General features: G+C 69.0%; 21 protein-coding genes. 11 read left to right on the top strand and 10 right to left on the bottom strand.

Features of this window, described 5'->3' with window-relative positions; all coding sequences use genetic code 11:
- The 3 genes from FW784_RS05995 to hutU form a co-directional block, all read left to right on the top strand.
- On the top strand, positions 1–292 hold a 292-nt coding region (locus FW784_RS05995; RefSeq protein WP_484482013.1), incomplete at its 5' end, for a Cif family virulence factor.
- A gap of 77 nt (positions 293–369) precedes the next feature.
- Positions 370–693, top strand: coding sequence for a hypothetical protein (locus FW784_RS05990; protein ID WP_149352446.1), 324 nt, complete (start codon positions 370–372; stop codon positions 691–693).
- 94 nt (positions 694–787) lie between these two features.
- The gene (hutU, locus tag FW784_RS05985; protein ID WP_149352445.1) at positions 788–2,479 is read left to right on the top strand and encodes a urocanate hydratase; all 1,692 of its coding nucleotides are present in this window, start codon (positions 788–790) and stop codon (positions 2,477–2,479) included.
- Between the two features lie 157 nt (positions 2,480–2,636).
- Here hutU and FW784_RS05980 read toward each other — a convergent pair whose 3' ends face one another.
- Entirely contained in the window at positions 2,637–3,119 is a 483-nt protein-coding gene (locus tag FW784_RS05980; protein ID WP_149352444.1) for a GNAT family N-acetyltransferase, read from the bottom strand.
- Positions 3,120–3,220: 101 nt separating this feature from the next.
- On the opposite strand from FW784_RS05980, the gene FW784_RS05975 reads away from it, so the two are divergent.
- Both FW784_RS05975 and FW784_RS05970 read left to right on the top strand, forming a co-directional pair.
- On the top strand, positions 3,221–3,916 hold the full coding sequence (locus FW784_RS05975) for a hypothetical protein (protein WP_149352443.1): 696 nt from the start codon (positions 3,221–3,223) through the stop codon (positions 3,914–3,916).
- 782 nt (positions 3,917–4,698) lie between these two features.
- Entirely contained in the window at positions 4,699–4,935 is a 237-nt protein-coding gene (locus tag FW784_RS05970; RefSeq protein WP_149352442.1) for a hypothetical protein, read from the top strand.
- 15 nt (positions 4,936–4,950) lie between these two features.
- On the opposite strand, the gene FW784_RS05965 is transcribed toward FW784_RS05970, so the two are convergent.
- Both FW784_RS05965 and FW784_RS05960 read right to left on the bottom strand, forming a co-directional pair.
- The gene (locus FW784_RS05965) at positions 4,951–7,455 is read right to left on the bottom strand and encodes an ABC transporter permease (protein WP_149352441.1); all 2,505 of its coding nucleotides are present in this window, start codon (positions 7,453–7,455) and stop codon (positions 4,951–4,953) included.
- The gene (locus FW784_RS05960; RefSeq protein ID WP_425481593.1) at positions 7,452–8,186 is read right to left on the bottom strand and encodes an ABC transporter ATP-binding protein; all 735 of its coding nucleotides are present in this window, start codon (positions 8,184–8,186) and stop codon (positions 7,452–7,454) included. Before FW784_RS05960 ends, FW784_RS05965 begins: the two co-directional genes overlap by 4 nt.
- Positions 8,187–8,212: 26 nt before the next feature.
- On the opposite strand from FW784_RS05960, the gene FW784_RS05955 reads away from it, so the two are divergent.
- Positions 8,213–8,893: an arylesterase gene (locus FW784_RS05955; RefSeq protein ID WP_235893593.1), complete on the top strand. Its 681-nt coding sequence runs from the start codon at positions 8,213–8,215 to the stop codon at positions 8,891–8,893.
- A gap of 3 nt (positions 8,894–8,896) precedes the next feature.
- On the opposite strand, the gene FW784_RS05950 is transcribed toward FW784_RS05955, so the two are convergent.
- Positions 8,897–9,115 (bottom strand): RNA-binding S4 domain-containing protein, encoded by a 219-nt coding sequence (locus FW784_RS05950; protein ID WP_149352439.1) that lies wholly within the window; start codon positions 9,113–9,115, stop codon positions 8,897–8,899.
- Positions 9,116–9,117: 2 nt separating this feature from the next.
- A complete protein-coding gene (locus FW784_RS05945) occupies positions 9,118–9,513 on the bottom strand; it encodes a DoxX family protein (RefSeq protein ID WP_149352438.1) in 396 nt (131 codons plus the stop codon).
- 123 nt (positions 9,514–9,636) lie between these two features.
- Between FW784_RS05945 and FW784_RS05940 the strand changes: the two genes are divergently transcribed.
- Complete coding sequence (locus FW784_RS05940; RefSeq protein ID WP_149352437.1) at positions 9,637–10,035, top strand: VOC family protein; 399 nt, start codon at positions 9,637–9,639, stop codon at positions 10,033–10,035.
- A 48-nt stretch (positions 10,036–10,083) separates the two neighbouring features.
- Here the strand turns inward: FW784_RS05940 and FW784_RS05935 are convergent, their stop codons facing one another.
- Positions 10,084–11,028 carry a DMT family transporter gene (locus FW784_RS05935; RefSeq protein ID WP_149352436.1) on the bottom strand — a complete coding sequence of 315 codons (945 nt, stop codon included), beginning with the start codon at positions 11,026–11,028 and terminating at the stop codon, positions 10,084–10,086.
- Positions 11,029–11,081: 53 nt separating this feature from the next.
- On the bottom strand, positions 11,082–11,981 hold the full coding sequence (locus FW784_RS05930; protein ID WP_149352435.1) for a LysR substrate-binding domain-containing protein: 900 nt from the start codon (positions 11,979–11,981) through the stop codon (positions 11,082–11,084).
- A gap of 171 nt (positions 11,982–12,152) precedes the next feature.
- Here FW784_RS05930 and FW784_RS05925 point away from each other — a divergent pair, with 171 nt between their 5' ends.
- Positions 12,153–13,049, top strand: coding sequence for a DMT family transporter (locus tag FW784_RS05925; protein ID WP_149352448.1), 897 nt, complete (start codon positions 12,153–12,155; stop codon positions 13,047–13,049).
- A gap of 75 nt (positions 13,050–13,124) precedes the next feature.
- Here FW784_RS05925 and FW784_RS05920 read toward each other — a convergent pair whose 3' ends face one another.
- Both FW784_RS05920 and FW784_RS05915 read right to left on the bottom strand, forming a co-directional pair.
- Entirely contained in the window at positions 13,125–13,958 is an 834-nt protein-coding gene (locus FW784_RS05920) for a DUF72 domain-containing protein (RefSeq protein ID WP_149352434.1), read from the bottom strand.
- A 171-nt stretch (positions 13,959–14,129) separates the two neighbouring features.
- Complete coding sequence (locus FW784_RS05915; protein ID WP_149352433.1) at positions 14,130–14,432, bottom strand: hypothetical protein; 303 nt, start codon at positions 14,430–14,432, stop codon at positions 14,130–14,132.
- A gap of 189 nt (positions 14,433–14,621) precedes the next feature.
- On the opposite strand from FW784_RS05915, the gene FW784_RS05910 reads away from it, so the two are divergent.
- The gene (locus FW784_RS05910) at positions 14,622–17,048 is read left to right on the top strand and encodes a TonB-dependent receptor plug domain-containing protein (protein WP_149352432.1); all 2,427 of its coding nucleotides are present in this window, start codon (positions 14,622–14,624) and stop codon (positions 17,046–17,048) included.
- A 108-nt stretch (positions 17,049–17,156) separates the two neighbouring features.
- On the opposite strand, the gene FW784_RS05905 is transcribed toward FW784_RS05910, so the two are convergent.
- The gene (locus FW784_RS05905; protein ID WP_187770697.1) at positions 17,157–17,699 is read right to left on the bottom strand and encodes a BON domain-containing protein; all 543 of its coding nucleotides are present in this window, start codon (positions 17,697–17,699) and stop codon (positions 17,157–17,159) included.
- Between the two features lie 169 nt (positions 17,700–17,868).
- Between FW784_RS05905 and motA the strand changes: the two genes are divergently transcribed.
- Complete coding sequence (motA, locus tag FW784_RS05900) at positions 17,869–18,729, top strand: flagellar motor stator protein MotA (RefSeq protein ID WP_149352430.1); 861 nt, start codon at positions 17,869–17,871, stop codon at positions 18,727–18,729.
- Between the two features lie 10 nt (positions 18,730–18,739).
- Positions 18,740–19,791, top strand: a 1,052-nt coding sequence (gene motB / locus FW784_RS05895; RefSeq protein WP_149352429.1) for a flagellar motor protein MotB, incomplete at its 3' end; no start/stop codon positions are given.

Raw genomic sequence — 19,791 nt, 5'->3', positions numbered from 1 at the left:
CGCATGGGCGCCGATCGTGCGCGGCGACGGCATCCGGCTGGAGTGGTATCCGGTGCGCACGACGGTGGTGGGCGACATCGCCTGGTCGACCGGGCCGGCGCTGGTCGAAGAGCAGGACGCCGGCGTCACGCATACTCGGCTGAGTACCTTCCAGTCGGTGTGGCGTCGCCAACGGCACGGAACATGGCAGGTCGTCTTCGATGGCGGGACGCCCGGCGCCGATGCGGACGCCGCGGCAGTCGCCGCCTTCCGCGCCGCGCGTCCAAGCGGCTGTCCGGCGCGCAAATCCTGACTGAACCCGGCAGCGCGCGTGCGCGCCCGCGGGGCGGCGCCGGCGTATGGTGGAGGCCTGCCTGGAGGGAGACCGCCATGAAACGTCGCATCACCATTGCCGCCGCCACCCTGCTGCTGTCGGTCGTTGCGCCCGTCATGGCGCAGGACGCGCCCGCGGCTCCCGCGGCGCCTACGAGGCAAAGCGACGCCGAGCGCGCGGAGCAGGACGCGAAGGTGGACCGCTTCTGTCTGCGCGAGACGGGCACGCTGATCCGCCGACGCGCGCCCAAGACCGGGGCGCGTGACGGGCGCTGCACCTCGATGCAGACCGGCCGCGTGTACACGCAGGACGACCTGCGTTCCACCGGACAGGTCGACATCGCAAGTGCGCTGCGCATGCTCGATCCATCCGTGCGCTGAGCGCGGTGCGTATCACCCGACGCCCGGCCCAGCGCCGGGCGTCGTCGTTTCCGGCGATGCGATAATCCGGCGATCACCGCACCGGAAGTACAGGATGTCCACGCGCGTCGATCCCTCCCGCACCGTTCGCGCGCCGCGCGGCAGCGCGCTCAGCTGCAAGTCGTGGCTCACCGAAGCCGCGTATCGGATGCTGCAGAACAACCTCGATCCGGATGTCGCGGAGAATCCGGCGGAGCTCGTGGTCTACGGGGGCATCGGCCGCGCCGCGCGCAACTGGGAATGTTTCGACGCGATCCTCGAATCGCTGCGCCGGCTCGAGGACGACCAGACGCTGCTGATCCAGTCGGGCAAGCCGGTCGGCATCTTCCGCACGCATGCCGACGCGCCGCGCGTGCTGCTCGCCAATTCCAACCTCGTGCCGCACTGGGCCACGTGGGAGCACTTCAACGAGCTCGATCGCAAGGGCCTGATGATGTACGGCCAGATGACGGCCGGCTCGTGGATCTACATCGGCTCGCAGGGCATCGTGCAGGGCACCTACGAGACGTTCGTCGAGATGGGCCGCCAGCACTACGGCGGCGATCTCGCCGGCAAATGGATCCTCACCGCCGGCCTCGGCGGCATGGGTGGCGCGCAGCCGCTCGCGGCGACGCTCGCCGGCGCGTGCTCGCTCAACATCGAATGCCAGCAGTCCCGCATCGACATGCGCCTGCGCACGCGCTATGTCGACGAGCAGGCAACCGACCTCGACGACGCGCTGGCACGTATCGCGAAGTACACGCGGGCCGGCGAGGCGAGGTCGATCGCATTGCTCGGCAATGCCGCGGAAATCCTGCCGGAGTTGGTTCGCCGCGGCGTGCGGCCCGACGCCGTCACCGACCAGACCAGCGCGCACGATCCGGTGCACGGCTATCTGCCGATCGGCTGGACCGTGGAGCAATGGCTCGACGCGCAGAAGAACGATCCCGACCGCGTGCGCGACGAAGCGAAGAAGTCGATGCGCGTGCACGTCGAGGCGATGCTCGCGTTCAAGCACGCCGGCATTCCGACGTTCGACTACGGCAACAACATCCGCCAGATGGCCTTCGACGAAGGCTGCACGAACGCGTTCGACTTCCCGGGCTTCGTGCCGGCCTACGTGCGGCCGCTGTTCTGCCGTGGCGTCGGCCCGTTCCGCTGGGTCGCGCTGTCCGGCGATCCCGAGGACATCTACAAGACCGATGCGAAAGTGAAGGAGTTGATCCCGGACGATCCGCACCTGCACCGTTGGCTCGACATGGCGCGCGAGCGCATCGCCTTCCAGGGTCTGCCCGCGCGAATCTGCTGGGTCGGCCTCGGGTTGCGCGACAAGCTGGGTCGCGCGTTCAACGAGATGGTGCGCAACGGCGAACTGAGGGCGCCGGTGGTGATCGGGCGCGACCATCTCGACAGCGGCTCGGTCGCTTCGCCGAACCGCGAAACCGAGGCGATGGCGGACGGGTCCGATGCGGTGTCGGACTGGCCGTTGCTCAACGCGATGCTCAACGTCGCCGGCGGCGCCACGTGGGTGTCGCTGCACCACGGCGGCGGCGTCGGCATGGGCTATTCGCAGCACAGCGGCGTGGTGATCGTCTGCGATGGCACCGAGGCCGCCGACCGTCGCCTGTCACGCGTGCTGTGGAACGATCCGGCGACGGGCGTGATGCGCCATGCCGACGCCGGTTACGAGAGCGCCGTGCAATGCGCGGTGGAAGCGGGCCTCGACCTGCCGATGCTGGCGGTATCGACGCCTGCAGCGGGCGGCTGATCAGCGCCTGATACGCGGGCGACGCGCCACCCGGCTTGATCAGCGTCGCTCGGCGCGGTGGTCGGTGACCGGCAGCGCGCGAAGTCCGCGTGTCATACATCCGGGCCCGCGCGCAGGCGGGTGCGCGATCCGCCGCGTGCCACCGCCCGGCGGAACACTACGGCACCACCGCCACCTGCATGCTCACGACTTTTCCGCTCGCGAGCATCTGCCGCCCGTCTTCGCGAAAACCGTGCCGCGCGTGGAAACGCGCCGAAGCGGCGTTCGGCGGGTCGATGTCGAATTCGCAACAAACGAGTCCCACGCCGTCTGCGCACGCGCGAGCGAACAGCTCGTCATACAGCGCGCGCCCGAGCCCGGCGCCCCGCGCCGCGGCGTGCACGACGACGCGGTCCACGTAGACGAACTCGGCGTAGCGCGCGTCGAACCAGCGATAGTTCTCGCTGTCGTAATCGGCGCCCTCGCGAAGCGTCAGCAGGAATGCATCGACGCGCCCGTCGCGTTCGGCTACGCGAAGCGCGTGGGCCTGTCCATGCAAGCGCGCGAGCCGCAGCGCATCGAGCGGGCTCAGTACCGCCACCGAATCCCGGTTGAGCTCGAGGATGCGCGGGTAATCGGAAATGCTCGCGTCTCGCAGCATGCGGTGCTCCAGGAGGCTGCGCGGAGTCTAGGCGACCCCGGGGCGCTGGCCCGGTGCAGGTGCAGCACGCACAATCAGCGGCCGTCCTGCGGATGCGCGACATGAAGACAGCACTGCTCGCCTGCGTCTTACTCGCGGGCCTGGCGCCCGGTCTTGCGCGCGCGGACCACGGCGAGGACTTCCTCGTGGTGGATTCGCCGGGCGGGCCGACCCCGGGCGAGCTCTATCTCGTGCTGGACGGTCGCCAGTCGTTCGCGCATGACCACGCCACGCAGGCCGGGCCTTCGCTGCTTTACGGCCTGAGCGACCGGATCGCGCTGCAGCTGGACGGTGAATACGATCGCGCACGCGGCGAGCGCTGGCGCTACGCGGGTACGGCCTCGTCGGTGCAGTTCAGCCTGACCGATCCAGGTCACGCGGGTCCGCAGGTCGGGCTCACCCTGTCCCGCACGTTCGCACCCGATGGCGACTCGAGATCCGAAGCGCGCCTGGGCGCGCAGGTCGGTCCCGACGACAACCTTTTCGCGGCGAACCTGTACGTCGCGCATGAAAGCGGCGGCAGCGTTTCCGGTGGCGCCGTCGGCTATCGACGGGGATTCGGTGATCACCTTGGATTGGCGGTCGAGGCGGAAGGGCCGCTGCAGCATGCGGAGGGCGCCCAGGTGCTTGCCAGCCTGCATTTCGACCCGGATGCCGCGTGGTCGCTCAAGGTGGCAGTCGGCGGTGACCGCGGCGCCGGAGGCTACGACCCGTTCGTGCAGGCACGCGTGTACGTGCGGTTGAACGCAGCCCGGTGATTCACGGTGGCGGGTTCGCCCGCGCTTGAGGGCGAGCGGGCTATCGGGCGAACAGCAGTGAAGCGGCACGCCGCGGTGCAGCGATCTGCGTGCGCGCATACGTGAATGTCAATGCGAACCGCACCGACCAATGACCGGGTGGAAGGTCGCGCGTGCACGCTGCGGCCGGGCGCGGTCGCCGGAGGTGAGCTGCCACTCGAGGGACGCATGCATGAAACGCGAGTCGAAGTCCGCGCGAGCGATCGCCCCGCCCTCAACAACGCAGATCCGCGCGCGCCGGATCATCGACGGTTAACCGCGTGCGTCGCAGGCTCCCGACAAGGCCGCCGACAAGCAAAGCTTCGGCACCGACAGCGGCCCCCGGCGACGCCCGTGCACAGGCCCGCCGCGGCAACGACTCTTGAGCGCCCCGCAACTTCCGGGGCGTTTCTTTGTGCGCGCACCATGCACCGCAGGCGCGGCGATTCCTCACGGCGGTGTCACGGGTGGCGACCGACTTTATGGGCGTGGTCGGCCGAGCGTAGCCGCCGCATTTCTCTCCAACCCCGGTCTTCGCGGCCGGGGTTTTTTGTGTCCGGGGCGATCACGCACCTCTAACGTTGGGCGGAGCAGCGTTGCTTTGCGGCGGCTCTCCGTCGCAACTCCGCCAGGTGCGGACATCGCCTCCTGTGAGGCAAGAGAGTCCCCGGCATCGTTGCCGGGGACTCCCATCGCGGCTTCGATGCGAAACGGCGGCCGCCCGGCGCGGCCTGTGGATGGCGGCCACGCCGCCCGGTAGATGCATGCGACTCCATGCATTCCAGTTGACCGACGGCACGATGCACGTCGTGGCCGAACGGCTCGCGGCGGTGCTCGATGCACGCAGCGAACTCGATTGCCGTGACCTCGGCGTCGCTGAAGTCGACCTCGCGCGCCTCAGCCCCAACCTCGTACGCGGCATCGGCCTCGACGCGTGGGCGATCGCGCGCGGTGGCGATGCGCAGTTGATCCAGTCCGCGCTTGCGGTGCAGGCCAACTGAGCCTGCCAAGCCCACTCAATCCTGCAGTTCGCGAAGCGTGGTCGACGGCGGTGCATCCAGCACGCGACGCGTGGCCCACAGGCCGGCAGCAAGCGCCCCGAACGTACCGACGAGCGCACCGACGGCCGGCGGCTTCCAGTCGAACGCCCACGGCAGGTCGAACACCCGCACGGCGACGACACCCGACAGCACCGATGCGGCGACCGCCGCGACGAGGCCCGACAGCAACCCGATCGCGATGAACTCCGATGCCTGCGCAAGTCGCAACTGGCCGCGGCGCGCACCGAGCACGCGCATCACGCCGCCTTCGAGCAGGCGTTCGTCCTGGCTTGCAGTCACCGCCGCCAGCAGCACCAGCACGCCCGCCGCCAGCGCGAACCAGAACACCACTTGCACCACGGTGGACACCTGGTCGCCGGTCGCGCGCACCTGCGCGAGCACCGCGTCGATGTCGATCACGGTCAGGTTCGGGAAGCGATCGACAAGACGGGCGGTGAACCGCGGCTGCGTGGCCGGCACGCGCATCGCGGTGATCCAGCTCGCCGCATAACCGTCGAGCGCATGCGGCGAAGCGACTACGAAAAAGTTCGGACGGAAACTCTCCCAGTCGACCTCGCGCAATGAGGTGACGCGTGCCCGGAACGGCTGGCCGGCGACGTCGAAGATGATGCGATCGCCGATCTTCCATCCGAGGCGTTCGGCGAAGCGTTGCTCGACCGATAGCTCGGGCGATGCGGGCGTGCCGCGCCACCATTGGCCCGCGACGATCCGGTTCCCGGCGCCCGGACGCGCACTCACCGATAGATTGAATTCCCGCTCGGCCAAATGGCGAGCGTCCTCATCACGGTAATTCGCAGCGGTTACGACGCGGCCGTTGCGCCCGGTCAGGCGTGCACGAATCATCGGCACCAGTTCAGGCGCCCCCAGGCCCTGCGCGCGAATGAAGCTGCCCACGTCGGCAACCTGTTCGTCCTGCACGTTGATGACGAATCGATTCGGGACGTCGGTAGAGAGCGAGTGCTGCCAGCGGTCGAGCAGATCGGTGCGAACGAACGTGAGCAGCAGCAGCGCCATCAACCCGAGCCCGAGCGCGCAGACCTGCGCCACGCTGGTACCGGCGCGGCGGCTTACATTTGCCAGCCCGTAACGCAGCGGGCCGCGCATGCGCGTTCGCAGCGCGCGCACCGCGAGGATCAACAGGCCGGCGAGCAGCGCCAGCACCGCGAGCGTGGCCACCACGCCACCCAGCATCGCCAGGCCGAGCGTGGCCGAACCGGCTTTCCACCACAGCAATGCACCGAGTGCGGCAATGCCGAGCGCGCCAACGACGAGTGCGCTGGGCTCGACGGGATCGAGATCGCGCCGCAGCACCCGCAGCGCGGAAACGCGCCGCAGGGCCAGCACCGGCGGCGCACCGAACGCGATCAACACCACCAGCCCGAGCAACAGGCCCTGCAGCGCAGGCAGCGGACCGGCCGGTGGAATCGACAGCGCGAGCTTGTGCGCGAGCCACAGGCCTACGCCCCACTGCATCGCGAAGGCAAGCACCACGCCGAGGACACTCGCGCCCACACCCAGCAGCAGGAGCTCGCCGACATTGATCGCCACGATGCGTCGCTGCGAGGCGCCCAGACAGCGCATCACCGCAGCGCCCGCGCGGTGTCGCTCGCTGTGTCGGCGCGCCGCCATCGCCACCGCCACGGCAGCGAGCATCACCGACACCATTGCCGCGAGCCCCAGGAAACGCCCGGCGCGGTCGAGCGCAGAGCGCACTTCAGGCCGCGCGTTCCCGATCGTCTCGAGCCGCTGCCCGCGTCCGAGCGCCGCTTTCGCCACTGCCGTAAAGCGCTCCACCGCGCCCGCGTCACCGGCGACCACCAGCCGGTATTCGAGGCGGCTGCCCACCTGCACGAGCGCCGTGCGCGGCAGGTCGCCGAGATTGATCAGCACGCGCGGCGCGATGTTGAAAAGATCGGTGGATGCGTCCGGTTCCTGGGCGACCACTGCCGCGATCCGGAACGTCGCGTCGCCCAGGGTGACTGCATCGCCGACGTGGGCACCCAGCGCTTGCGCGCCGTTGCGCGTCAACCACGCGGTGCCCGCCGCGGGAATCGCACGCGTGCTTTGCTCGGCGCCGCGCGCATCGACCAGGCGGAATTCACCCCGCAGTGGAAACCCTTCGCCGAGCGCACGAAGGTCGGCGAGCTTGAGTCGCTGTGCGTCGCCTTCGCCGACCGAAGCCATGGTCGTCAGCTCGCGTGTCTCAGCCACGCGCAGGCCGGGCGCATGCGCCGCGTCCACGATTGCTTGCGACGGCGGCCCGTCGCCCTGCACGACGGCATCGCCACCGAGCAGGCGATTCGCTTCGATGACGAGCGCGCGGTTGGCGCGGTCGGTAACGAACCCCACTGCGGTGACCGACAGCACCGCCAGCACGACGGCCGCGATCAGGATGCGAACCTCGCCGGCGCGCAGGTCGCGACGCAACTGACGCCACGCAAGCGCGAACGTGCCGCTCACCGTTCGGTCGCCGAATCGCCCACGAGCCGCCCTGCGTCGAGCCGAAGGCGGCGGCCGCAGCGCGCGGCGAGTGCATCGTCGTGCGTGACCAGGATAAGCGTCGTGCCGGCCTGCGCATTGAGTTCGAACAGCAGCTCGATGATCGCGGCGCCGGTGCGCGTGTCGAGGTTGCCGGTGGGCTCGTCGGCGAACAGAAGGCCGGGCCGGGTGACGAACGCGCGCGCCAGCGCCACGCGCTGCTGCTCGCCGCCGGAGAGTTGCCGCGGGTAGTGCCCCAGGCGTTCCGCCAGCCCGACTCGGCCGAGGATCGCGCGTGCCGGCCCGGCCGCATCGGCATCGCCGCGAAGCTCCAGCGGCAGCATCACGTTCTCCAGCGCGGTGAGCGCCGGCAGCAGCTGGAAATTCTGGAACACGAAGCCGACCTTCTCGCCGCGCACGCGCGCGCGGCCGTCTTCGTCGAGTGTCGACAGCGGCTGGCCGTCGAGCGACACGCGCCCCGTCGATGGCGTGTCGAGCCCGGCGAGAAGCGACAGCAGCGTGCTCTTGCCGGAACCCGAGGCGCCGACCACCGCAACCGCTTCGCCCGGCGTGACCGTGAAGGCCACGTCGCGCAGGATCACCAGGTCGCCGGCGGGCAGCGGCACGGACTTGCCGAGCGCGTCGACTTCCAGCGAGGCGGGCGCGGTCCTTCCGGCAGGGTTCACGGTCGCGTCGAGCATCATGTCTCCCATGAAGGCCGCAAGGGCCGGAGGAACGGATGAATCAGGCATATGAAGGCATGACGGGCCGCATTCAACGGCGGATGCATCTGTGGGTCGCGATCGCGCTGTTCGCGGTGCTGCCCGTACAGGCGCGCCCGCCGGCGCAGCATGCACATGCAGCCTCGACATCGAAGACGGTCCTGGTCATGGGCGATTCGCTCTCGGCCGGTTATGGCATCGCCGTGCAGCAGGGCTGGGTCTCGCTGCTCGGTCGGCGCCTGCCGTCGAGCAACCCCGGTTGGAAGGTAGTCAACGCGAGCGTGAGTGGCGAGACCACGGCCGGCGGCCTGTCGCGCCTGCCTCGGGAACTGGCGCGCGTGCGACCCTCGGTGGTGGTGATCGAGCTGGGCGCGAACGACGGCCTGCGCGGCCTGCCGATCCGCGACATGCAGGCCAACCTCGACCGCATGACACGATTGTCGAAGGCGAGCGGCGCGAAGGTGCTCCTGCTCGGCATGCGCATGCCGCCCAACCTCGGTCGCGCCTACACCGACGGGTTCGCGAATGCCTACACGGGCGTGGCGCGTAACGACGGCGCCGCGCTGGTTCCGTTCTTCCTCGAGCCGATCATCATGCAGCGCGCCGCGTTCCAGCCCGACAACCTGCACCCGGTGGCGTCGGTGCAGGGCCAGCTTCTCGACCATCTCTGGCCGTCGCTGCGCCCGCTGCTGAAGTAGGTTTCAGGACCGGACGACGTGGATCTCGACGTCGCCCAGGCGCACCTGCTGGCCCGCGCGGATTTTCGCGGTCTTGCGCAGCTCCTGCGCGCCGTCGACGCTGACTGCTCCGCTGGCCACGATCTGCTTGCCTGCTCCACCGCTGTCGCAGAGGCCGGCCAGCTTGAGCAGCTGGTTGAGCTCGACGAACTCGCCTTCGAGGTCGAACTCGAGCGTCTGCACTGTCAACGCTCGTTGACGCTGTAGCGGCCGGGGCCGATCAGCGCGACCACGATCGCGCCCACCAGGTACATGGCCTGCAGTTCGAGCGCCCAGCCGCCCTGGTCGTTGAACGCCCCGAACTGTCGCATGTGCACGAGGAGCACCGCGACGATCATGTTGACGAAGACGAACACAGCGCCGATGCGCGCGTGGAACCCCGCGATCAGCATCAGCGGGCCGACCACTTCGCCGAGCAGCACGCCGTAGCCGAGCGCGCCCGGCAGGCCATGCGCCTCGACCATGTGCACGATGCCGGCCATGCCGCCGTTGAGCTTGGCCAGGCCGTGGAAAAGGATCAACACGCCCAGCGTCACGCGGAGCAGGAGCTTGGCGATGTCGTGCTGCGTATTGGCGTTCATGTCTTCCCCCGTCGGACGCGGCGAGCATAGACGCTCGCGCGGGCGATTGTCTGTGGCATGCGTCGTCGCATCGCGGGGCGGCGGTCGCGCTAGCATTGCGGCACCGCAGAGCCGGACGCCGCGATGATCGCCTACACCACCCTCGGCACGAACGACCTTTCGCGCGCAGCGCGCTTCTACGACGAGCTGCTCGCACTGATCGGCGGCCGGCGGGTGATGGAGCAGCCCGGCACCTACATCGCCTACGGCGACGACGCGAATGGCGCGGGCCTCGGCATCACCGTTCCGTTCGACAGGCAGAGCGCCACCGCCGGCAACGGCACGATGGTGGCGCTGCGGGCACGTGACCGCGCGCAGGTCGACGCCTTGCACGCGAAGGCACTCGCGCTCGGCGCCGCGGACGAAGGAGCGCCCGGCGAACGATTCCCGGGCTTCTATGCCGCCTACTTCCGCGATCTCGACGGCAACAAGCTCAACATCTGCCACATGACGTTCGACGAGTCGGAATTCGCGCCGCACTGATGATGCGGATCGCGTAGACGCAGCGTCGCGGCGGCGGCTTGCGACGGCTCAGTCGACCATTCCCTTCGCCTCGGAAGCAGCGAGCATCTCCGGATGCTTGAAACGCCGCAGCCGATGCATCAGCGGATACGCGAGCACCGCCGCGAGGATGATCGCGACGCCGCCGTAGAAGGCGAGGCTGAGCTGGCGCTGCTCGCCCAGCAGCAGGATCGCCAGCACGATCGCGTAGACAGGTTCCAGGTTGACGGCGAGCTGCGCGGCGAACGCGCTCATGTGGCGCAAGGCCACCAGTGACAGGGCGTACGGGATCAGCGTGCATCCAATGGACAGCACGAGCAGCAGGCCGGTATCGCGCAGCGAGGGCAACACGAACGCCAGCCCTTCGCCGGGCGCGAGCACCGACATGAGCGGGGACAGGAGCGTCAGCGCGATGGTGCCCGCGGCGAGTTCGATCGCGGTCACCGTCAGCGCGTCGCCATGTTCGACCAGCCGCTTGTTGAGCGATCCGAACAGCGCGACCAGTAACGCCGACAGGGTTCCCACGGCGATACCGGCGCGCATGCCGGGTGCGATGCCCCCCACCACGAGCGCGACGCCCGGCAGCACGGCAACGCCCAGCAGGAAGTCGCGCGGCTGGAATCGCGTGCGCGCGAGCCATGGCTCGACCATCGCGGTGAACACCGTGCCGAGGGCGATGCACGTCGCGCCGACGGATGCATTGGAAAGCTTGATCGAGCCGTAGAACGTCAGCCAGTGAAGCGACACCAGCACGCCGATTCCCGCATAGGCGAGCACGAGCCGCGCCGGCATCGCGCGAAGGCCGCGCCACACGCGCGGCACGCACGCGAGCACGATCACGACGAAGAGCATGCGCCACCACACCAGCGGCAGCGCGCGCAGGCTGATCAGCTTGCCGAGGATGGCCGTGAAGCCCCAGAGCAGCACGCAGACGTGGATCTGGGCAAAGGCGCGGCGGGTTTCGGGCGTCGACATCGACCCATTATCGGTGGGGCGGCGACCGCCTGGCGACGCGATGCGCGCAGCGTTTAGCCCGTCACGGAAATGACGCGCGCCTGGTCGAGCAGCCAGTCGGCGAACGCGTGCGCAGCCGGCCGCAGGCGACGGTGCGTCGGAACCACCAGGTAGTAGGCCCAGCGCGCGCGCAGCGCCGGGCCAGGAAGACGCACCAGGCGCCCGTCCGCGACGTAAGGCGCGACGACATGCTCGCGCGCCAGCACGGCGCCCAACCCGGTGGCCGCCGCTTCGAGCGCGCCCGTGGAGTCGGTGAAGCGATAACGCTCATCGGGCGTGACGCCACGCACGCCGGCCTCGCGGAACCAGTCGGGCCAGCCCTGCCGCGCGTTGTCGGACACCAGCGGGAGCGCGGCGACGTCGCGCGCGGTGGCGACTTCGGCGACACCCGGCATCGAAGGCGCGGCGACGGGGAACAGGTGCTCCTCCATCAGCAGCGTCGCCTGCGCGCCCGGCCACTGCCCGGCGCCGTGGCGCACGGCGAGGTCCGGGCCGCTGTCGTCGAAGCGCGCGAGCGCGAACCCGGTTTCGAAGCTCAGTCGCACGTGCGGATGCGCAGCCGAGAACGAACGCAGCCGCGGCATCAACCATGCACAGGTGAACGAATGGAGCGTGGCAATGCGGACGAGGTCGTGATCGCCGCTGGCGGCCCTCAGTCCTCGCAGCACGTCCTCGAGATCGGCGAGCGAGCTGCTCGCCGCATCGGCGAGTTGCCGGCCGGCCGCGGTCAGCGCGACGCCGCGCGCGTGGCGCTGGAACAGCGGCAGCCCGAGGCGCGATTCGAGCTTGCGCACGTGGTGGCTGACCGCCGACGCGGTGAGGTGCAGTTCTTCGCCGGCGTGCGCGAAGTTCTGGTGGCGCGCGGCCGCCTCGAAGGCGGCGATCGCAGACAGCCATTCGGCGCGGGTACCCATGCGAGCCTCAAGCCAGATTTGGGGCGGACCTCGAAAGTATGCGCTTGCACGCGCGTCCTGCGACCCGACAATGGCGTCGAACCCCAATATCGCTCACGGCTGGTGCCGCGCACGGCACGGATGGCATCCGCATCCGTCCTGTTGCAGGCCGGCCGGCCCGGAGACAAGACCATGGCTGTCGACGCTACCAACCCCGCCGTTGCCATTACCCCGCGCACCGGGGCCTGGGCTACGCCGCTCGAAATCTGCCTGCTGGGCGCGATCTGGGGGGCGTCGTTCCTCTTCATGCGCGTGGCGGCCCCGGAGTTCGGGCCCGCGGCGCTGGTGGAGTTGCGGCTCGCGCTCGGCGCGATCGTCCTGGCTCCGTTCCTGTGGAGCCATCGCGGGGCGTTTCCGCTGCGCCTGTGGCCCAAGCTCGCGCTGATCGGCGCGATCAATTCCGCAGTGCCATTCCTGCTGTTTGCCTGGGGCGCGGAACGGGCGCCCGCCGGCGTTGGCGCGATCTGCAATGCAATGACCGTGCTTTTCACCGCGCTGGTCGGAGCGACCTTCTTCGGCGAGCGCATCGGCATGGGGCGCGCGCTCACGCTGGCGACCGGGTTCGCGGGCGTCGTGGTGCTGGCGAGCGGGCGAATCCAGGGGGCGGAGATCGGCCTGGCAGTCGCCGCGGGTTCGACGGCCGCGCTGCTGTACGGCATCGGCATCCATCTGGTGCGCCGGCATCTGACCGGGCTTCCGCCCACGGCAGTGGCGCCCGCGACGCTTGCCTGCGGCGCGATCCTGCTGCTGCCATTCGGCATGGCGCAGTGGCCGGCGCACGGGCCGTCGATGCACGCGTGGCTGTCGGTCGCGTTGCTCGGCGTGGTGTGCACCGGGCTTGCGTATGTCATGTACTACCGGCTCATCGCACGGATCGGGCCGGCGCGGACATCGACAGTCACGTACCTGGTGCCGCTGTTCGGCGTCGCGTGGGCCTGGTGGCTGCTGGGCGAGGCACCGACGGCACGCATGGCGATCGCGGGCGCGTTGATTCTCGGCAGCGTGGCGATGAGCCAGCGTATGCGCTGAAGCAGCGGCCGAGCTTCCCAACCCACTGGCGCCGCGCCGCGCACGAGGCGTCCAACAGCCGGCGGGTAGCGATCGCTAGTGCCGCAACAGCCGCGCGATCAGCGCCATCGCTGCCGCCGGATTGCGCTGCTTGGCCCCGCCGATGAAGTAGGCATAGACCTCGGGCGTACCCTGCGCGGTCGGCGCTTCGACAAGTCGCGGCACGTCCGCGGGTTGTTCGCCGCGCGACCACAGTCGAAGGCGCTGCAGCCACGCGTCGAGCTCGGCAGCCTCGTAACCTTCTTGCAGGTCCACGCGCGAACGCATCAGTCGAACGTAGACGAGATGGCCGGTGACGTCGCCGATGGCGGGCATGTCCGGCGCATCGGTGACCACCGTGCCTGCGCCGAATGCACGCGCGATTTCGATGTAGCGCGGGTCGAGGAAGCTCGGATGGCTCGGTTCGAGCACGTGCCGCAACGGGCGCCCGTCTAGCGTGCGCGGCAGCAGGTCGAGGAACGCGGCGAGGTCGTCGGCGTCGAACAGGCGGCTCGGCGGCATGTGCCACAGCACCGGGCCCAGGCGATCCCCGAGTTCAGCCAGCCCGCCGTTGAGGAAGGCCCATGCGGCCTTCCCACACCGCGCGAGCGGACCGCGCTGGGTGATGTGCTGCGGCGCCTTCACGGAGAACACGAAGCCCGGTGGCGTTTGTTCGCGCCACTGCGCGTATTCCGACGCACGCCGCGCGCCGTAGAAGGTACCGTTGATCTCGATCGTGCTGAAGCGACGGCTCGCGTATTCAAGCTCGCGCCGCGATACGAGCCCCTGCGGATAGAACGTGTGGCGCCACGGTGCGTAGGTCCATCCGCCGATGCCGATGCGGATGCCATCGACCGCCGGCACGCCGGTGCCGAACACGGCGGGGGCCATCGAAACGATTGCGCTCCGCGGGCTCCGGTCCGACAGCAAAGTTTCGTGCGGTCGGCCGTGCATGCTCAGGCTCCCACAGGGTCATTGAGCCGGGCGGGCGCGCGCACCGGGCCTCGATCGCCCGGGTTCGCTGCATTGGTCCGGAAAGCGCGCGCGCGCATGGTCGTGATCTCAGCTGTTCCAGTCGTCGTCGTTCTCGAACTCGACCATCACTTCGAGATCGAATGCGAGCGCCTCGACCGCATCGCGCACGCGGCTGACGGCCAGGTCGTTCGGCGCCTCGACCTCGAGCTCGTGCACGCCGGGGCCCTGGTCGTCGGTCAAGCCCGATGAGCTCGAGTCGTCGTCATCGGCATGCGGCATCAGGTCGGCCACTTCCTCGACATGCTCGACCCCGTCGATGCTCTGCAACAGGTTGCCGATGGCGCGCGCGCTGGCTTCGCTACCCGTGACTCGCATACGCATAACAGGCATGGCTCGTGGTCCGTTCGATGGGGCGAAATCGAGGCTAGGCAGCGCGCGGCAAAGGCTGCGTGATGGCAAAGCAGTCATATCCGAACGGTTCAGCAGCAGCTGCATTCCGACGGACGTGCATGGACGAGGCCGGTTGCGCACCGTAGATTTCGCCCGGGGATTCACCTTGATCAAGGACCGGGGAAACACATGCAGGGACCATTTACCGACTTTCCGAGTCGCGCTTTGCTGTGCACGGCGATCGTGCTCGTGCTCGCGCTCGCCGTTGCATCGACCCCCGCGCTCGCGCAGGAAACGGCTGCGGCCGACACCGCAAAGCGGGCCGAAGCGCAGCTCGACACGGTGAGCATCATCGGCTCGCGTCGCGTGCAGCGCGCGTCCGATACCACCACGCCGGTGCCCGTCGACGTGCTCCCGATGCAACACCAGGTCGAGACCGGCGGCCAGTTCGACCTCGCGCAGTCATTGCAGGCCACCGCGCCGTCGTTCATTTCCACGCGCCAGACCGGCGCCGACGGCGCCGACCTCGTGGACGGGGCGGCGCTGCGCGGGCTCGGCTCCGACCAGACGCTCGTGCTCGTCAACGGCAAGCGCCACCACACGGTGTCGCTGGTGAACATCTACGGCGCGCGCAACCGCGGCAACACCGGCACCGACCTCAACGCCGTTCCGGTGATGGCGATCGACCGCATCGAGATCCTGCGCGACGGCGCGGCGGCGCAGTACGGCTCCGACGCCATCGCGGGTGTCATGAACCTTGTCCTCAAGCGCCGGCCGGGCTGCGAGGCGGCGCTCGGCTGGGGCCAGTACTCGCGCGGCGACGGCGAGAACTGGCTCGCGTCCGCGTACTGCGGCATGAAGCTCGTCACCGGGGGCTCGCTGGCAATCACCGGCGAGTGGCAGGATCGCGGCCGCTCCAACCGCTCGACGGTGGAGAACCCGCTGCGCATCATCGGCGACTCCCAGGTGCTCAACCGCACGCTGTACGTCAACGGCGACCAGCCGCTGGGCGAGGCCGCGACGCTCTACTTCACCGCGGGCATGCAGAGCCGCGCCGCGTCGTCGGCCGCATTCGCACGCGGGGGCGTCGGCAGCGACGACATCCCCTCGCGCAACTCGGCCGCGATGTATCCCGACGGCTTCGTGCCCTTCATCGACGGCGATCTCCAGGACCGCTTCGGCATCCTCGGCGTGCGCGGTGATGCCGGCCTGTGGCACTGGGACCTGTCGCAGACGCACGGCTACAACGAGCTGCGCTACGACATCAACCACACGCTCAACGCTTCGATCGCGAACGCCAACGCGGACGCCGGGCGCGCCGCGCTGAGCCCGACACGCTTCGACGCCGGCGGCTTCTCGTTCCAGCAGGACACCACCAACCTCGACGTCTCCCGCTTCTACGACGGCGTGCTGCAGGGCATGAACGTTGCGTTCGGCGCCGAGCATCGCAACGAGCGTTACCGGATACGTGCGGGAGAGCCGGGCTCGTATGCCGATTACGACGGCGTCGGAAACGGCGGCAACGCGGGCAGCCAGGGCTTCCCCGGCTTCCAGCCATCGGACGTCACCAACCGCGGCCGTTCGAGCGACGCGCTGTATGCAGACCTCGAGCTCGACATGACGCAGCGCCTGACGACCGACTTCGCGGTGCGTTGGGAGGACTTCAGCGACTTCGGCTCGACGGTGAACGGGAAAGTGGCGGCGGCGTTCAAGGCGACCGATGCGTTGCTGCTTCGCGGCTCGCTGAGCACGGGCTTCCGCGCACCGTCGCTGCAGCAGAAATACTTCTCGTCGACAATCACCGACTTCATCAGCGGCCAGCCCGTGGACATCGTGATCGCGCCGGACGACAGCGCGCTTGCGCGTGCGGCGGGACTCGGCTCGCTAAGGGAGGAGAAATCGAAGAGCGGCACGCTCGGCATCACGTGGTCGCCCTCGCGTGCGTTGTCGATCACGGCGGATGCCTACCGCATCGACATCAAGGACCGGATCATCCTTACAGGTGAGTTCGGTACGGACGACCCTGCGATCGGCGCCATCCTGGCCGCCCGCGACGTCGGTGTCGCGCGCTTCTTCGTCAATGCGGTCGACACCCGGACCACCGGCCTCGACATCACCGCCGCGCACGACTCACAGCTGTGGGGCGGGGCACTGAACACGTTCGTAGCCGCGAACTTCAACCGCACGGAAGTGACGCGCGTCAACGCGCCCGCATCGCTTGTCGGACGCGAGGACGTGCTGCTGCCCGAGCGCGACCGGCTGTTCGTCGAGAACGGGGCGCCGCGACGCAAGGCGGTGCTCGGCTTCGACTGGTCGCGCGGCGGGTGGAGCGCGAACCTGAAGGTGATCCACTTCGGGCCGCAGGTGCTCGGCACGTTCTCCGGCACGTCGGCGGGCGTACCCAACCAGCACTATGCCGCCAAGACATCGGCGGACGTCAGTGGTACGTATGCAGTCACCCCGAAGGCGAAACTCACGTTCGGCGTGGTCAATGCGTTCGACGTGTTCCCGACGCGGCAGGACATCAACGAGACCGACAACGGCCACATCTACGAGAGCGTGCAGTTCGGCCTGAACGGCCGGGCCTATTTCGCTCGCTTCTGGTACGGCTTCTGACCGACCGATCGCTGTGTCGCAACGAAGAACGCCCGCGCGATAGCGGGCGTTCTTCTTTCACGGCGACGCGATCTAGCGCACGCGCGGCTTGGACGACTGCGGGGGCTGTTACGGAGGCGGGCTGGAGAAGCCGCTGCCCCGCTGGTCGAGCCCGGTGCGCACCGGGCCACCCGGGCCGATCGACGACACGCCGCTGTCGACGCGAATCCGGTTGTCGACGGCGGTGACACCGCGCACGCCGTCGGCGATGTCCTCGGCGCGGTGCTTCATCCAGCGCTCCGGGACTTCGCCGGTGAGCAGCACCCGGCCGTCCTCGACGCTGAGCAGGATCTCGCTTGCATCGAGCAGTTCGTCGTCGCGGAAGCGCTCGTTGAGCTCCTCGACGATCAACGCGTCCGAGCGCTTCGCGTTCTTCGGGCCGTTGCGACGCGGCTGCATCGAGCGATGGGTCGATTCGGAGATCGCCCGGTCCTCGGCCTGGCGCAGGTCGCCGCCGTGCGGAGACTCCTGCGGCCCGCCGATCCCGGCCTCGCCGAACGAGTCGTCGCGTCCCGATCCGGTCTCGCCTCGATCGGTGACGGAAGGCATGTCTTCGTACAGACGCGCGCCGGCGTCTCGGTTCGGTCCGCGCTGTGGTGTTTCACGGGTCATGTCGGTCTCCATTCGGTCGTGGGACCGATCCTGGGCGCGCCGCCGTTACAGGCGCGGCAACACCGGGTGACCGCCGCGCCGGGCCGACTTAACGGCCGCTCGGCTCAAGGACGTCCACCGCCGGCCGTTAGTTTGGCTGTCCCGACCCAAGCGCGCAGGAGGCACACGGATGTACCTGATCATCGGCGCTGTCGTCGTCCTCGCCAGCGTGCTCGGCGGCTTCACGATGGTCGGTGGCAAGTTGCTGGCGCTTTGGCACCTCAACGAGTTCATCGTGATCATCGGCTGCGCGGCCGGCTCCTGGGTCGTCGCCACGCCGATCAAGGTGATCAAGGCCTCGTTCGCCGGCATCAAGGGCGTGTTCAAGGGGCCGAAATACAAGCGCGAGGACTACGTCGACCTGCTCAAGCTGATCTACGAGCTGCTGGTCAAGATGCGGCGCGAAGGCATGATGGCCATCGAGGCGCACATCGAGCAGCCCAACGACAGCTCGATCTTCCAGAAGTATCCGAAGGTGCTCGCCGACCACCACATGCTCGACTTCATCACCGACTGCGTGCGCCTGATCGTGGGCGGCAACATGGCGCCGCACGAGCTCGAATCGCTGCTGGAGTACGAACTCGAAACGCACCACCACGAAGCGCTGGAACCGTCGCATTCCGTGCAGAAGGTCGCCGATGCGCTGCCGGGCTTCGGCATCGTGGCGGCGGTGCTGGGCATCATCAACACGATGTCGATCGTCGGCAGCGCGGCACCGTCCGAAATCGGCGAGAAGGTGGCATCCGCGCTGGTCGGCACCTTCCTCGGAATCCTGGTTTCCTACGGCTTCGTCGGGCCGATTTCCAGCGCAATGGAAAACCGCGCGCACGAGGACGGCAAGGCGTTCGAGGTGGTCAAGATGGCGCTGATCGCGTCGCTGCGCGGATACGCACCGAGCGTCGCCATCGAATTCGCCCGCAAGCTGCTGTTCTCGGACGTGCGCCCGACCTTCCAGGACCTCGAGGCCGACCTCAAGGCCGCGAAGGGCTGAGGACGCGAACGTGGCCGCGCAGCAGCAAACGCCGATCATCCTCATCAAGCGCCGGAGCCGCGCGCGCGCCGTGCACCACGGTGGCTCGTGGAAGGTCGCGTACGCGGACTTCGTGACCGCGATGATGGCCTTCTTCATGGTGATGTGGCTCGCCGCCACGATGCCGCAGGAAAAACTCGGCGGCATCGCCGACTACTTCAAGAACCCGAGCGCCGTGAAGGGCCAGACGAGCACGCTGGTGCCGGGCACGATGGGTCCGGGCGGTGCGGGCGACACGCCGATCAAGATGTTCAGCCAGGTGCGCAATCCGCCGGGCGCGGGCGATGCGCGCATCCCGGGCGTCGGCAGTGGCAAGACTTCCGACGACGCCGCGCGCAAGGCGCTCGAGAAAGCCGACAAGGAGAAGCTGGAAGTCCTCAAGAAGATGCTGGAGAAGGCCATCGGCCAGAGCCAGGCGTTGCAGCCCTTCAAGGACCAGCTGCTGATCGACATCACGCCCGAAGGGCTGCGTATCCAGATCATCGACGCGCAGAACCGGCCGATGTTCGACCTCGGTTCGCCGGAGTTGAAGGACTACACGCGCACGATCCTGGTGGAGCTTGCGCGCTATGTGGACCAGGTGCCCAACCGCGTCGCCATCAGCGGCCACACGGACACCACGCCCTATGCAGCGAAGAACGGATACAGCAACTGGGAGCTGTCGGCCGAGCGCGCGAACGCTGCACGGCGCGCACTGATCGAGGGCGGCATGCGCGAGGAGAAGCTCGCGCGCGTGGTCGGGCTGTCGTCGTCGGTGCCGTTCAATCGCAATGATCCGGCGGATCCCAAGAACCGGCGCATCTCGCTGGTGGTACTGAGCCAGGAAGCCGAGCGGATCGCCGCCGAGAGCGACGCGCCGCGAGTTGCGGGCGACGGCCGCGGCCAGGATCCGATGGCCATGCCGCCGTCGACGGGCGCCGATGTTCCCGCGCTGCCCGTCACGCCTGCAAACGCGCAGGCGACGCCGCTCGCGTCCGCCGATGCCACCCACGCGGCACGGGCCGCACTCGCGCTCGCACGGGG

The organism is Cognatilysobacter lacus, assembly GCF_008274655.1.
Classification (GTDB): domain Bacteria; phylum Pseudomonadota; class Gammaproteobacteria; order Xanthomonadales; family Xanthomonadaceae; genus Cognatilysobacter; species Cognatilysobacter lacus.
The sequence above is the reverse complement of the archived record's forward strand: the minus strand, read 5'-3'. Positions and strand labels throughout refer to the sequence as shown.